Here is a 12027-nt window from a genome sequence, read left to right as displayed (position 1 = left end):
TTATCAGGCATACTCCGGCGCCGATCAAATGCAAATTAGCGCACAGACGGGCCATTCATCTGCAGCACCAGCCAGCGGTGGATCACCTGCACAATATAGCGCTGCTCCTGCTCGCTCAGCGCGCGGCCATGGGGAATGGCGTGCCATTTTTCCAGGCAGCCGCGACAGCAGGTGGCGGTCGCGTGCTGGGCGATAAACACCGGGTGACCGCGCATCGGCGTCTGCTTGCCATCATTGGCCGGCGCGGCGGACGCCAGCCGCTGACGGATAAAATCGGCGGCATGCTGGTCGATGACCTCCGGCCCTTTATCGAGGCAGTATTGCCGCTCTTTCATTCCCAGCCGGAAGCGTGAACGAAACGTCGAACGCGCCAGGCGAGCAAATAATCGATCCTGATCGACCATCAGAACACCGACCTCCCCATCCGCTGAGTCAGTTTCTCCAGCAGCGCCACGCCGGCCAGGGAGTTCCCCGCCTCGTCAAGCTCCGGGCTCCAGACCGCGATCGCCATCTCCTGCGGCACAATTGCCACAATTCCGCCGCCGACGCCCGATTTCGCCGGCAGACCGACGCGCCAGGCAAACTCGCCGGCGTTCTGGTACATGCCGCTGGTCATCATCAGGGCATTCACCTGGCGGGACTGTATCGGCGCGATAACCGGCGTTTCGAGATGCGGGGCAATGCCGCGGTCGGCGAGAAACAGAAAGGTTCGCGCCAGCTCGACGCAGCTCATCTCCAGCGAACAGTAGTGGAAATAGTTCTGCAGCACGGTGGCGACATCATTATGGAAGTTGCCGAAGGATTTCATCAGCCAGGCGATAGCGGCGTTGCGCGCCGAATGCTCAAACTCAGAGCGGGCCACCAGCGGATCGTAGGCGATATCGGCCACGCCGCTCAGGCGGCGGACAATCTCCAGCATTCGCTGGCGCGGCGCGCTGAGCCGGCTCTGCAGCATGTCGCAGACAACCAGCGCCCCGGCGTTGATAAACGGGTTGCGCGGTTTGCCCTGCTCGATCTCGAGCTGCAGAAGCGAGTTAAAGGGCTGACCGGAGGGATCTTTCCCCACCCGCTGCCAGATCTCCTCTTCCTGATAGTGGTTCATGGCCACCACCAGACTCAATACCTTGGAGATCGACTGGATGGAGAATCGTTCATGGGCATCGCCGGCGGCAAAATGTTGCCCGTCCACCGTACAGATAGCGATGCCAAGCTTATCGCCGCTGACGCTGGCCAGCGCCGGAATATAATCCGCCACTTTACCGCGGCCAATCAGCGGCCTGATTTCTGCCAGAATGGCTTCCAGCATTGCGTTATTGATCACCGTCGCCACACGCGGCTCCTTGCCCACCGTCGAATTTTGGTGGGCGAGTATAGCAGACGAGAACGACGGTCGTCAGGGGCAAACGCAGATTAGCGACGGTCTTTCCAGACGGTCTGCGCATTGCAGAACTCATGCAGGCCAAAATGCGACAGTTCACGACCAAAACCACTCTTCTTCACGCCGCCGAAAGCCACCCGGGCGTCGCTGGCGCAGTAGCCGTTAAGGAAGACACCGCCGCACTCCAGCTCGCGGGCAAAGCGCTGGGCCTGCGCCTCGTCGGTGGTGTAGACCGTTGCCGACAGGCCAAATTCGCTGTCGTTGGCGAGGGCCAGCGCATGGTCTGCGTCACGGGCGGTGGTCAGGGTCGCGACCGGACCAAACAGCTCCTGGCGGAAGCCGGTCATGCCGGCGGTGACGTTGCCCAGGACCGTTGGCGCATAGTAATTGCCCGCCCCTTCGATTTTTTCCGCCCCCAGCAGCAGGGTTGCGCCTTCATCGAGGGTCGCCGTTACCTGCTGGTGCAGTTCATCGCGCAGATCGAATCGCGCCATCGGCCCGACGTAATTCTGCTCGTCGCGCGGATCGCCCATCTTCAGCGCCGCGACGGCGTCGACAAATTTGCGGGTGAAGGCCTCGGCAATGCCGGCTTCGAGGATAAAGCGCTTCGACGCGGCGCACACCTGGCCGCTGTTCTGATAGCGGCCGGTGACGGCGGCCTTCACCGCTTCATCCAGATCGGCATCATTCAAAACGATAAAGGGATCGGATCCCCCCAGCTCGAGCACGCATTTCTTCAACGCTGCGCCCGCCTGAGCGCCAATCGCTTTCCCGGCGCGGACGCTGCCGGTGACGGTCACCGCCGCGATGCGGTCGTCATTGATAATCTGCGTAACGCCGTCATTGGTGGCGTTGACCCAGCCAAACACGCCCTCCGGCAGGCCGGCGGCGGCAAAAATCTCGCCCAGCAGGCGGGCGCTGCCCATCACGTTCGGGGCGTGCTTCAGCAGGTAGCTGTTGCCGGCCAGCAGGATCGGCACCGCGCCGCGCAGCACCTGCCAGACCGGGAAGTTCCACGGCATCACCGCCAGAATGGCCCCCAGCGGACGATATTCGATCACCGCCTGGTTATTTTCCACCAGCGTGGCTTCGGTCGCCAGCATCGCCGGGCCATGTTCGGCATACCAGTCACAGAGATTGGCGGATTTCGCCACCTCGCCGCGAGCCTGAGCAATCGGTTTGCCCATCTCGAGAGTGATCGTCTGGGCCACCTCTTCACCGCGGGCGCGCAGCTCGGCCCCGATGCGGCGCAGCGCGTCGGCGCGTGCGGCGAGCGGCGTCTGACGCCACTGGCGATAGCCCGCCGCGGCGAGAGCGATAGCCGCGTCGACCTCGCGTTCGCTGGCCCACGGCAGCGAGGAGACCACCTCGCCGGTAGTCGGGTTGACGGAGACGGCGTGCGTTGCAGATAAATTCATCGTTATTCTCTCTCTCGTTGCTTGCGAAGTGAACGTATTCTGGCTTACCTTTCCATTCATTGAAAATGAATAATATTAAGCAACGCATTCACAAAAGAAGAATAGTATGGACCTGACTCAGCTAGAGATGTTTAACGCCGTCGCCAGCACCGGCAGCATTACCCAGGCGGCGCAGAAAGTGCATCGCGTGCCGTCCAACCTCACCACCCGCATCCGCCAGCTGGAGGCGGATCTTGGCGTTGAGCTGTTTATCCGCGAGAACCAGCGGCTGCGCCTCTCGCCCGCGGGCCACAGCTTCTTACGCTACAGCCAGCAGATCCTCGCCCTGGTGGACGAGGCGCGAATGGTAGTGGCGGGCGACGAACCCCAGGGACTCTTCTCTCTCGGTTCGCTGGAGAGCACCGCGGCGGTGCGGATCCCCACCACCCTGGCCCACTTTAATCAGCGCTACCCGAAAATTCATCTCGCCCTCTCCACCGGCCCCTCCGGGACGATGATCGACGGCGTGCTGGAGGGAGCCCTGAGCGCCGCGTTCGTTGACGGACCGCTGGTGCACCCGGGCCTGGAGGGGCTGCCGGTGTTCCCTGAAGAGATGATGATCGTCGCCCCCTACGGCCACGCGCCCATCGCCCGCGCCAGCGAAGTGAACGGGGCTAATGTCTACGCTTTTCGCGCCAACTGTTCCTACCGCCGGCATTTTGAGAGCTGGTTCCATGCCGACAGAGCTACTCCGGGCCGGATCCATGAGATGGAGTCTTATCACGGGATGCTGGCCTGCGTGATCGCCGGCGCCGGGCTGGCGCTGATCCCGCGCAGTATGCTGGAGAGTATGCCGGGCCATCAGCAGGTTTCCGCCTGGCCGCTGGCGGAAGAGTGGCGCTGGCTCACCACCTGGCTGGTGTGGCGCCGGGGCGCCAAAACCCGCCAGCTGGAAGCGTTTATAGCGCTGCTGAACGAAGATCGGCAAACAGCGGTTTCTCCATAAAGACGCTGAGCGGATCGGGCTGGTAGGGAGCAAACGCGCAGCGGGTCTGATAGCCGTTGCGCGTATAGAGGGTGATGGCCGCATGCTGATGGATGCCGGTCTCCAGGCGCAGAGTATGGCAGTCGCGCTGGCGCGCTTTCGCCTCCAGGGCCGCCAGCAGCTTTTCTCCCAGCTGTTGCCCACGATGCTGTGGATCAATATAGACCCGCTTCATCTCGCCAAAACCTTCCTCGCTGAGGACGATAGCCCCACAGCCAACGGCTTCGCCCTGCGGACTGCGGATCGCCAGGGCGATCACTGTCTCCGGCGGCAGCTGACCGAGGTCCAGCAGATGGTTGCTCTCCGCCGGGTAGAGTGTCTCCTGCCAAGCGTCGAGGGCGGCAATCAGGGCGGTAAATTCGGCGTCGGTGGGGGCGATGTCGGTGATGGTATACATAGGTGAGCTCCTTTTTTTACGCCACTGTAGCGCGCCCCGGAACGGTTACCGCCATAGCATTAACTTATATTGCCGCCCGCCACTTGCGCTAACTAACTGAAACGCAGTAACTTTATCCCCTGCTGTCCGTTTTTGAGACCTGAATATGCGCACCAAAGCCCGTAAAGTGATGATTATTGGCGCCGGTAACGTCGGCGCGTCAGCGGCCTACGCCCTGCTCAACCAGAGCATTTGTGAGGAGCTGATCCTCGTCGACCTTAACCAGCCGCGCGCCGAGGCCCACGCTCAGGACCTCAGCGATGCCGCGGCCTATCTGCCGGGAATGATGACCATCTCCACCCGCGAGGCCAGCGACTGCGCCGATGTCGACATCGCGGTGATCACCGTCTCCGGCGGCGCGCTGCGCCCCGGCCAGAGCCGTCTCGATGAACTGACCACTACCGCGAAAATCGTCAAGAGCATTGTGCCGACGATGATGGCCAACGGGTTTAACGGCATCTTCCTGGTGGCCACCAACCCGTGTGACATCATCACCTGGCAGGTATGGCAGCTCTCCGGCCTGCCGCGCAGCCAGGTGCTGGGCACCGGCGTCTGGCTGGATACCACCCGCCTGCGTCGTCTGCTGGCGCAGGAGCTGAACATTGGCGCCCAGAGCATCGACGCTTTTATCCTCGGCGAGCACGGCGATACCCAGTTTCCGGTATGGTCGCACTCCTCGGTATATGGCACGCCGATCGCCGACCTCTACCAGCAACGCACCGGCCGGCCGCTCGACCGGGAGGCGATGGCCGACAAAGTGCGCAAGCTGGGGTTTGAGATCTACGCCGGCAAAGGCTGTACGGAATATGGCGTGGCAGGCACCATCGCCGAGATCTGCCGCAATATTTTTACCGGCAGCCACCGCGCGCTGGCGGTCTCCTGCATTCTTGACGGTGAGTACGGGGTCAGCGGCGCGGCGGCTGGGGTGCCGGCGGTGCTGGCCCAGGGGGGCGTGGAGCAGATTATCGAACTGCGGCTGGCCGGCGAAGAACAGGCGAAGTTCAGCCAGTCGGTTGCGGTGATCAAAGCCAATATCGCGCGTCTGCCCTGACGGCAGACGGCGGCGTCTGGATCAGTCGGCAATGATCAGCTGAGGGGAAAGGGTCACCAGCGCCTCGCGGGTCGCTTCCGGCAGGTGGCCGTCGGTGACGATATCGGTCAACGACTCCAGCGGGGCAATGTTGAAGAGTGACCAGGCGCCGTATTTGGAGCTGTCCGCCAGCAGAATGCGCCGGCGGGCATTGGCCATCAGATCGCGTTTCAGGGCGGCCTTCTCCTCCGTCGGGGCGGTGATCCCTTTCTCAAGGTCCCAGCCGTTGCAGCTGACGAAGGCGAGATCGGGCCAGATGGTCTGCAGCAGGCGGCGGCCGTGATCGCCGATGCACGACTGGCTGCTGTCATCGATGCGCCCGCCGATAATCGTCACTTCAATCTGCTTAAATTCCGACAAAAACAGGGCGATATGTAAATCGCTGGTGATCACCCGCAGCGGCAGATGGGTGATCTGCCGCGCCAGTTCAATCATGGTGGTGCCGGCATCAAGCACAATGGCGTCGCCGGCTTTCACCAGCGCTGCCGCCGCGCTGGCGATCGCCTGCTTTTCCAGCGGGCTGCGCTGGGCTTTCTCCAGCGTCGTCGGCTGGGCAGGAATAAACCGGTTCAACGTCACCCCGCCGTGCGTGCGGCTGATCACCCCTTCCTGATCGAGTTTGATCAGGTCGCGGCGAATGGTGGCTGGCGAGGCGTTGGTCGCCGCCACCAGCTGGTCGACTGTCACCAGATTATGGCTTTTCAGGAAGTCCATAATCTGCTCTAACCGGTTATATCCCTTCATGTTATTCCTGCGCGATGTGCATGGCGAGCTCAATGGAGGTTGCCATGCTCTCAGACTTCGCTTTACCTGTCCAGGCAATATCAAACGCGGTGCCATGATCCGCAGAGGTGCGGATAAACGGCAGCCCAGCGGTGATATTGACCCCATCATAGAATCCCAGCAGCTTCAGCGGAATATGCCCCTGGTCGTGATACATCGCCACGACCATGTCGTACATCCCCTCATGACACTGCATAAACACCGTGTCCGGCGGACAGGGGCCGGTTACCTCCACTCCCTGCTCCCGCATGGCGGCAACCGCGGGGGCGACGATGCGGATCTCTTCATCGCCAAACAGGCCGTTCTCCCCGGCGTGCGGGTTCACGCCGGCGACCGCAATACGCGGACGCTGATAGCCGACCCGGCGCAGAAAGCGATCCGCCACGCCGATCACTGTCTCGATCCGCTGCTGGTTGAGGGTGTCAAGGAACTGGCGCAGGGCGATATGGGTGGTGATATGGATAACCTTAAGCTTTTCGGTGTACAGCACCATGGCGTAATCGGTGGTTTGCGTCAGGTGGGCCAACAGTTCCGTATGGCCGGGAAAAGCATGCCCCGCCAGATGCAGCGCCTCTTTATTCAACGGCGCGGTGGCGATGGCCGCGACGGCGCCCTCCAGCGCGAGGCGGGTCGCCCGCTTAATGCAGCGAAACGCCAGATCCCCGGCCTGGGCCTGCACTTCGCCAGGACGCAGCCCCTGCGGGTCGCTGAGCGGCTCATCGATGACGTTAATCGTCGCCGGGGCAAAGCTTGCCTCGGCGGGATGGTCAATGATGCGCAGCTCCGCCCGCGGGGTGATGTTCAACGCCAGGATACGCCGCAGCGTCTGCGCGCAGCCCACCACCACCACCGGCGCGCCGCTCAGCGCCCCTTCGGCGAGGGATTTGATAATAATCTCCGGACCAATCCCTGCCGGGTCGCCCATTGTGACTGCAATGATGTTAGACACTCAGTTTCTCCTCAATAAAATTCACAACATGTAATAGCGTGGTGTCGGTGCCGAATCCTCCGGCTTTAGTCATCACCGGCCGCGACCAGCGGCCGCCGAGGAAGTATCCGTAGGGGACGCACTCCGCGACCCGGCCGCGGATCTGAAAACCGGTGGCGCCGAGCGCCTGAGCCACGGCGATGGCCACATCGCCACCGGAGAGGTACAGCGCGCCAGGGGGGCACAGCACCACCGCCTGTGCCGTAACGTCGGCAAGCCAGGCGCAGATGTGCTCCCCGTAGGCCGCACGGCTGAGACCGCGTTCGCGGCACTGGGCTTCAATCCCGTGCCGGACGGCGTTATTCGGGCGGGTGGTCACCACGCAGTGATCACCCTCACGCAGCACCTCGGCGATCCGCGAGGCTTCCTCCTTCGGCGATCCGCTAAAGGCCTGTTCGACATCAATTTCGATCTTTCTCACTCGGGAATGAGCCTGCAGCGCCGCGACCTGGCGCTGCGCCATCTCGCTCATCGAGCCGACCACCGCCAGCAGCGGCCCCTGCTCGCTGCGGCGCAGGCGGCGCGCCAGCGCCTCGCAAAGGCCTGCCGAGCCGACCAGCAGGGTCTCCTGCGCATGAGGAGCGACGGCGTCAATGACCTGATCCAGATGACGCTCTTCCCAGGCGTCGATAATCAGTACCTGCCTCGCTTCGCCCGCCGTCGCTAACGCTCCCGGAAGCTGGGCGGCGCTCAGCGACCGGCTCGGCAACCGGCTCTGCATGGCGAGAATGCCGGCAATATCCGCCCGGCTAACCGGCGTCTTCGGATCGCTGGCAAATTCGGTGTGATCGAGGGGTATCCCGTGTACATAGCAGCGTCCGTCCCGGGTATGCCGCCCGGCCGCCGGGTAAGCCGGCGCCACAACCGCCATCCGGCAGCCCTGCACCGTCATCATCGCTTCCAGTTCGGCACCGGGGTTGCCGCGCAGCGTGGAGTCGATCTTCTTTATCTGCCAGCGCGGGGCGAATCGCGCCGCGCCGCGCAGCAGAGCGGTGACCTTGTCGGCGGCCGCGGCGGCGGTCATCGCCCGGCTGTCGCTGTTGAGTATTAACGCCCGTGCGGATGACGCCTGCCCGGCGGAGAATGCCACTTCTACCGACATACCCGCCTCCGCCAGGCTGACCCCGGCGTCATTGGCTCCGGTAAAGTCATCTGCCAGCACCAGCACGCTGTTATTGCCGTCTTTCATTGTCCTGCCTTGTGGTGGTTGTAAACGTTGCAAACCTGAAATTGATTATATTCAATCATATTTGATTAAATGTGAGCAAGCTCAAGTTATTAAACCGCCGTATAAATTATAACTTTTCCCCATCAGACGAGTAGAACGACTCGTGAATGATTGAATTCAATCAACCACTACCAAGGAGAAACGCGTGGCGACGATACACAGCACGATCATCAGCGGGGCTGGCGCCTCATCGGCCCTGCTCCCGCTGCTGGCAGATAAAACCCGTATCCTGCTGGTGACCGACCAGAACGTCGGGGCGCTGGAGGCGACCCGGGCGATCCAGCGTCTGCTGGCGGCTGACGGGCGCCAGGTTGAGGTCATTAACAGTGTGCCTGCCGAGCCCAGTCATCAGGATGTGGCGGAGATCGTCAGCCAGCTGGGCGCTTCTCAACCGCAGATGGTCGTCGGCATTGGCGGTGGGAGCGTGCTGGACGTGGCGAAACTGCTGTCGGTGCTGCTGCATCCGCAAGCCCCCACTCTGACGGCCCTGCTGGCGGGTGAACAGCCGCAACGACGGCTATGCTCTCTGCTGATCCCTGCCACCGCCGGGACCGGCTCCGAAGCAACGCCGAACGCTATTCTGGCGATCCCCGAGCAGCAGACCAAAGTGGGGATCATCTCCCCGGTGCTGCTCCCGGACTACGTCGCCCTGCTGCCGGAGCTGACCACCAGCATGCCGGCCAGCATCGCAGCCTCGACCGGGATCGATGCTCTGTGCCATCTGCTGGAGTGTTTCACCTCCACCGTGGCCAACCCGATAAGCGATAACGCGGCGTTAATCGGTTTACACAAGCTGGTGCGTCATATCGAACGCTCGGTGGATCAGCCGCAGGATCTGACGGCGAAGCTGGAGATGCTCTGGGCCTCGTGGTACGGCGGCGCGGCGATCAACCATGCCGGCACCCATCTGGTGCATGCGCTCTCCTATCCGCTCGGCGGCACCTGGCACCTGCCGCACGGGGTGGCCAACGCCATTCTGCTGGCGCCCTGCATGCGGGTGGTCCGCCCCCACGCGGTGGCGAAGTTCGCTCAGGTCTGGGATCTGATCCCCGACGCGGACCTCACCCTCAGCGAGGAAGAGAAATCCCATGCGCTGGTGGCATGGCTGGCGGCGCTGGTCAAACGCTTACCGCTGCCCGATAACCTCGCCGCGCTCGGCGTTCCCGCAGACAGCATCCCCGCCCTCAGCGCGGCGGCGCAGAACGTGAAGCGCCTGATGAATAACGCCCCCTGCAGCGTCAGCCGTGAAGAGATCGCGGCTATCTACCAGACGCTGTTTCCGGAACATGCCTAACAGGAGAAAATCAAATGAGGAGAGCCATTAGCGGCGTACTCACCGCCATCGTTACCCCCTTTACCACCGAGGGAGCCCTTAACCTGCCATCGCTGCAGCAGCAGGTGCAGCGCCAGATCGCCGCGGGCAACGGCATATTCTGCGGCGGCACCAACGGCGAGTTTTTTGTCCTCAATGAGGAAGAGAAGATCGCCGTCGCCAGAACCTGCGTGGAGGCGGCCGCCGGTCGCGCGCCGGTGGTAGCCCACATCGGGGAGGTTTCCACCCGGGAGACCCGCCGGCTTGGCCAGCAGATCGCCCGCCTCGGGGTTGACGCGGTATCGGCCATCACCCCATGGTTCGTGCCCCTGAAGCAGGAAGAGCTGATAAACCACTATACGGCGATCGCCGACGCGCTGAGCGTCCCGCTCTTTCTTTACAATATTCCCGCCCGCACCGGTAACACCCTTGCGCCGGAGACAGCGCGTAAGCTGGCGCAGCACGACAATATCATTGGCATCAAGGATAGCGCCGGCAGCTACGACAGTCTGAAAGGCTTTCTTGACGCGGTACGCGACATTGACGGTTTCGACGTTCTCAACGGCCCGGACTCGCTTATCCATCAGGGGTTTGTCGACGGCTGCTCAGCCTGCATCTCGGGGCTTGCCAACGTCGCGCCTGCCGAGATCAACGCTATCTGGTCGCTGTTCCATGCTGGAGATATCGCCGGATCGCGCCAGGCGCAGGAGCGGGTAACGGGCCTGCGCACCGACCTGTACAAGGTAGCGTTCTCACCCGCGGCGGTGAAAAAAGCGCTGCAGCTGATGGGCCATGAGGTGGGCGACAGCCGCTACGCGGTGCAGTTTAGTGACCAGCAGCTGCAGGAAATACGCGGCATCATTGCCCGTTATTTAGCGTAATACCCGCTGCGTTTCGTAAATAAAACAGACCGGGTACCGCCGTACCCAGGATTCGTACGCCCAGAGAGAGGCTAAGATGAATCATTTTACCGCTGAAGATACCTTTATTATTGTCGGCATTGTCATTGCCTATATTCTGTTTACCACCTGGCTGACATTCCGTATTCGTAGTAAGAATTCCGGGGATTTTATGGAAGGCTCGCGCGCCATGCCGGCCTTTATTGTCGGTATATTACTGATGTCGGAATATATTGGCGCCAAATCAACCATCGGTACCGCTCAGGCCGCCTTTGAGAGCGGAATTGCCGCCTCATGGTCCGTGCTGGGGGCGGCCATCGGCTTCCCGCTGTTCGGTTTGATTCTGGTAAAGCGCATCTATAACACCGGGAAAATCACCATATCCGGGGCTATCGCTGAGAAATATGGCACCAGTACCAAAAATATCATCTCCCTGATCATGATTTATGCGCTGTTGCTGGTTAACGTGGGCAACTACGTCAGCGGCGCCGCGGCTATTTCCACCGTCTTAAAAGTCAACTTACCCGTGGCCGCCTTTATTACCGCCATCGTCAGTACCTTCTATTTCGCCTTCGGCGGCATGAAAGGCGTCGCCTGGGTCACCATGTTACACAGCGCGTTAAAATACGCTGGTCTGCTGATCATTCTGGGTTTTGCTCTGTCCAAAACCGGCGGCTTCACGCCGATGATTGAGAAGATGCCGGATTACTACTGGACGTGGGATGGCAACATTGGCGCTGGCACTATCTTCGCCTGGCTTATCGGCACTATCGGCTCCATCTTCTGCACCCAGTTTGTTATCCAGGCGATCAGCTCCACCAAAGACGTCCGGTCAGCAAAGCGCTCCACGTGGATCGCCTTCTTTTTCTGCCTGCCCATCGCCCTTGCCATCGCCATCATCGGCGTGGCGGCGAAGTATCTGCATCCGGAAATCAACAGCCTGTACGCCCTGCCGGTATTTCTGCAGGACATGAATCCCTGGCTGGCGGGGCTCGTGACAACGTCACTTGTGGCCTCGATATTCGTCAGCGTAAGTACCGTTGCTCTGGCCATTGCCTCGCTGGTGGTGAAAGATTTCTACGTGCCATGGCGTAACCCGACCCCGGACCAGGAGTTCAGAGCCACGCGCTGGGCATCGTTAATTATCGGCTTCCTGCCGCTGATCTTTGTGCTGCTGGTGCCGGAAGTGCTGAAACTCTCCTTCTTCACCCGCGCCATCCGCCTGTCCATTACCGTGGTGGCGGTCATCGCCTTCTATGCCCCCTTCTTCAGGAGCACCCGCGGCGCCAATGCCGGTCTGATCGGCGCCTGCGTGGTGACCTCCGTCTGGTATTTACTTGGCGATCCGTTCGGCATCAATAACATGTATGTCGCCCTGGCGACCCCGGCGATCATTATGGTCATCGATCGCCTGATCCCGAATAAATCACAATCATCCCCTGCCCCTGTTGAGCAACGTGGAGTCTAAAAC

12 protein-coding genes are annotated in these 12027 nt (G+C 61.6%); 5 read left to right on the top strand and 7 right to left on the bottom strand.

The window, feature by feature from the left end:
- Positions 1 to 35: 35 nt before the first annotated feature.
- The 3 genes from ABLU95_RS22125 to sad all read right to left on the bottom strand — a co-directional run bounded on the left by ABLU95_RS22125 (position 36) and on the right by sad (position 2796).
- Positions 36 to 404 carry a DUF4186 domain-containing protein gene (locus ABLU95_RS22125; protein ID WP_023289638.1) on the bottom strand — a complete coding sequence of 123 codons (369 nt, stop codon included), beginning with the start codon at positions 402 to 404 and terminating at the stop codon, positions 36 to 38.
- Positions 404 to 1330: a glutaminase B gene (gene glsB, locus ABLU95_RS22120; RefSeq protein WP_050534214.1), complete on the bottom strand. Its 927-nt coding sequence runs from the start codon at positions 1328 to 1330 to the stop codon at positions 404 to 406. The genes ABLU95_RS22125 and glsB overlap by 1 nt, the downstream gene beginning before the upstream one ends.
- Positions 1331 to 1410: 80 nt before the next feature.
- Positions 1411 to 2796 (bottom strand): succinate-semialdehyde dehydrogenase, encoded by a 1386-nt coding sequence (sad, locus tag ABLU95_RS22115; protein WP_065882378.1) that lies wholly within the window; start codon positions 2794 to 2796, stop codon positions 1411 to 1413.
- A gap of 106 nt (positions 2797 to 2902) precedes the next feature.
- Here sad and ABLU95_RS22110 point away from each other — a divergent pair, with 106 nt between their 5' ends.
- The gene (locus ABLU95_RS22110) at positions 2903 to 3781 is read left to right on the top strand and encodes a LysR family transcriptional regulator (RefSeq protein WP_023289635.1); all 879 of its coding nucleotides are present in this window, start codon (positions 2903 to 2905) and stop codon (positions 3779 to 3781) included.
- Here ABLU95_RS22110 and ABLU95_RS22105 read toward each other — a convergent pair.
- Positions 3735 to 4217 carry a GNAT family N-acetyltransferase gene (locus tag ABLU95_RS22105; protein ID WP_023289634.1) on the bottom strand — a complete coding sequence of 161 codons (483 nt, stop codon included), beginning with the start codon at positions 4215 to 4217 and terminating at the stop codon, positions 3735 to 3737. The genes ABLU95_RS22110 and ABLU95_RS22105 overlap by 47 nt on opposite strands.
- Before the next feature lie 145 nt (positions 4218 to 4362).
- Between ABLU95_RS22105 and ABLU95_RS22100 the strand changes: the two genes are divergently transcribed.
- The gene (locus ABLU95_RS22100; RefSeq protein ID WP_044522927.1) at positions 4363 to 5307 is read left to right on the top strand and encodes an L-lactate dehydrogenase; all 945 of its coding nucleotides are present in this window, start codon (positions 4363 to 4365) and stop codon (positions 5305 to 5307) included.
- Positions 5308 to 5328: 21 nt separating this feature from the next.
- Here ABLU95_RS22100 and ABLU95_RS22095 read toward each other — a convergent pair whose 3' ends face one another.
- The 3 genes from ABLU95_RS22095 to ABLU95_RS22085 are packed head-to-tail and all read right to left on the bottom strand — an operon-like array spanning position 5329 to position 8306.
- Complete coding sequence (locus ABLU95_RS22095) at positions 5329 to 6090, bottom strand: DeoR/GlpR family DNA-binding transcription regulator (RefSeq protein ID WP_023289632.1); 762 nt, start codon at positions 6088 to 6090, stop codon at positions 5329 to 5331.
- 1 nt (position 6091) lies between these two features.
- A complete protein-coding gene (locus ABLU95_RS22090) occupies positions 6092 to 7078 on the bottom strand; it encodes a D-threonate 4-phosphate dehydrogenase (RefSeq protein ID WP_110237659.1) in 987 nt (328 codons plus the stop codon).
- Complete coding sequence (locus ABLU95_RS22085) at positions 7071 to 8306, bottom strand: four-carbon acid sugar kinase family protein (protein ID WP_348880403.1); 1236 nt, start codon at positions 8304 to 8306, stop codon at positions 7071 to 7073. The genes ABLU95_RS22090 and ABLU95_RS22085 overlap by 8 nt, the downstream gene beginning before the upstream one ends.
- Before the next feature lie 184 nt (positions 8307 to 8490).
- Between ABLU95_RS22085 and ABLU95_RS22080 the strand changes: the two genes are divergently transcribed.
- The 3 genes from ABLU95_RS22080 (at position 8491) to ABLU95_RS22070 (ending at position 12024) form a co-directional block, all read left to right on the top strand.
- Positions 8491 to 9639 carry an iron-containing alcohol dehydrogenase gene (locus tag ABLU95_RS22080; protein WP_261901453.1) on the top strand — a complete coding sequence of 383 codons (1149 nt, stop codon included), beginning with the start codon at positions 8491 to 8493 and terminating at the stop codon, positions 9637 to 9639.
- Between the two features lie 14 nt (positions 9640 to 9653).
- Positions 9654 to 10538: a dihydrodipicolinate synthase family protein gene (locus tag ABLU95_RS22075; protein ID WP_261901454.1), complete on the top strand. Its 885-nt coding sequence runs from the start codon at positions 9654 to 9656 to the stop codon at positions 10536 to 10538.
- A gap of 76 nt (positions 10539 to 10614) precedes the next feature.
- Positions 10615 to 12024, top strand: coding sequence for a sodium:solute symporter family protein (locus tag ABLU95_RS22070; RefSeq protein WP_023289627.1), 1410 nt, complete (start codon positions 10615 to 10617; stop codon positions 12022 to 12024).
- Positions 12025 to 12027 lie beyond the last annotated feature (3 nt).

Origin of the sequence: Klebsiella sp. GG_Kp146 (genome assembly GCF_040061975.1) — a bacterium.
Lineage (GTDB): Bacteria > Pseudomonadota > Gammaproteobacteria > Enterobacterales > Enterobacteriaceae > Klebsiella > Klebsiella quasipneumoniae.
Note: the sequence above shows the minus strand (reverse complement) of the source record. Positions and strands in the feature narration are given on the sequence as shown.

Excerpts from the sequence above, each read along its gene's own strand:
- ABLU95_RS22070 (WP_023289627.1), top strand. The coding sequence starts at position 10,615 with ATGAATCATTTTACCGCTGAAGATACCTTTATTATTGTCGGCATTGTC.
- ABLU95_RS22075 (WP_261901454.1), top strand. The coding sequence starts at position 9,654 with ATGAGGAGAGCCATTAGCGGCGTACTCACCGCCATCGTTACCCCCTTT.
- sad (WP_065882378.1), bottom strand. The coding sequence starts at position 2,796 with ATGAATTTATCTGCAACGCACGCCGTCTCCGTCAACCCGACTACCGGC.
- ABLU95_RS22105 (WP_023289634.1), bottom strand. The coding sequence starts at position 4,217 with ATGTATACCATCACCGACATCGCCCCCACCGACGCCGAATTTACCGCC.
- ABLU95_RS22100 (WP_044522927.1), top strand. The coding sequence starts at position 4,363 with ATGCGCACCAAAGCCCGTAAAGTGATGATTATTGGCGCCGGTAACGTC.
- ABLU95_RS22125 (WP_023289638.1), bottom strand. The coding sequence starts at position 404 with ATGGTCGATCAGGATCGATTATTTGCTCGCCTGGCGCGTTCGACGTTT.
- ABLU95_RS22110 (WP_023289635.1), top strand. The coding sequence starts at position 2,903 with ATGGACCTGACTCAGCTAGAGATGTTTAACGCCGTCGCCAGCACCGGC.
- ABLU95_RS22095 (WP_023289632.1), bottom strand. The coding sequence starts at position 6,090 with ATGAAGGGATATAACCGGTTAGAGCAGATTATGGACTTCCTGAAAAGC.
- ABLU95_RS22085 (WP_348880403.1), bottom strand. The coding sequence starts at position 8,306 with ATGAAAGACGGCAATAACAGCGTGCTGGTGCTGGCAGATGACTTTACC.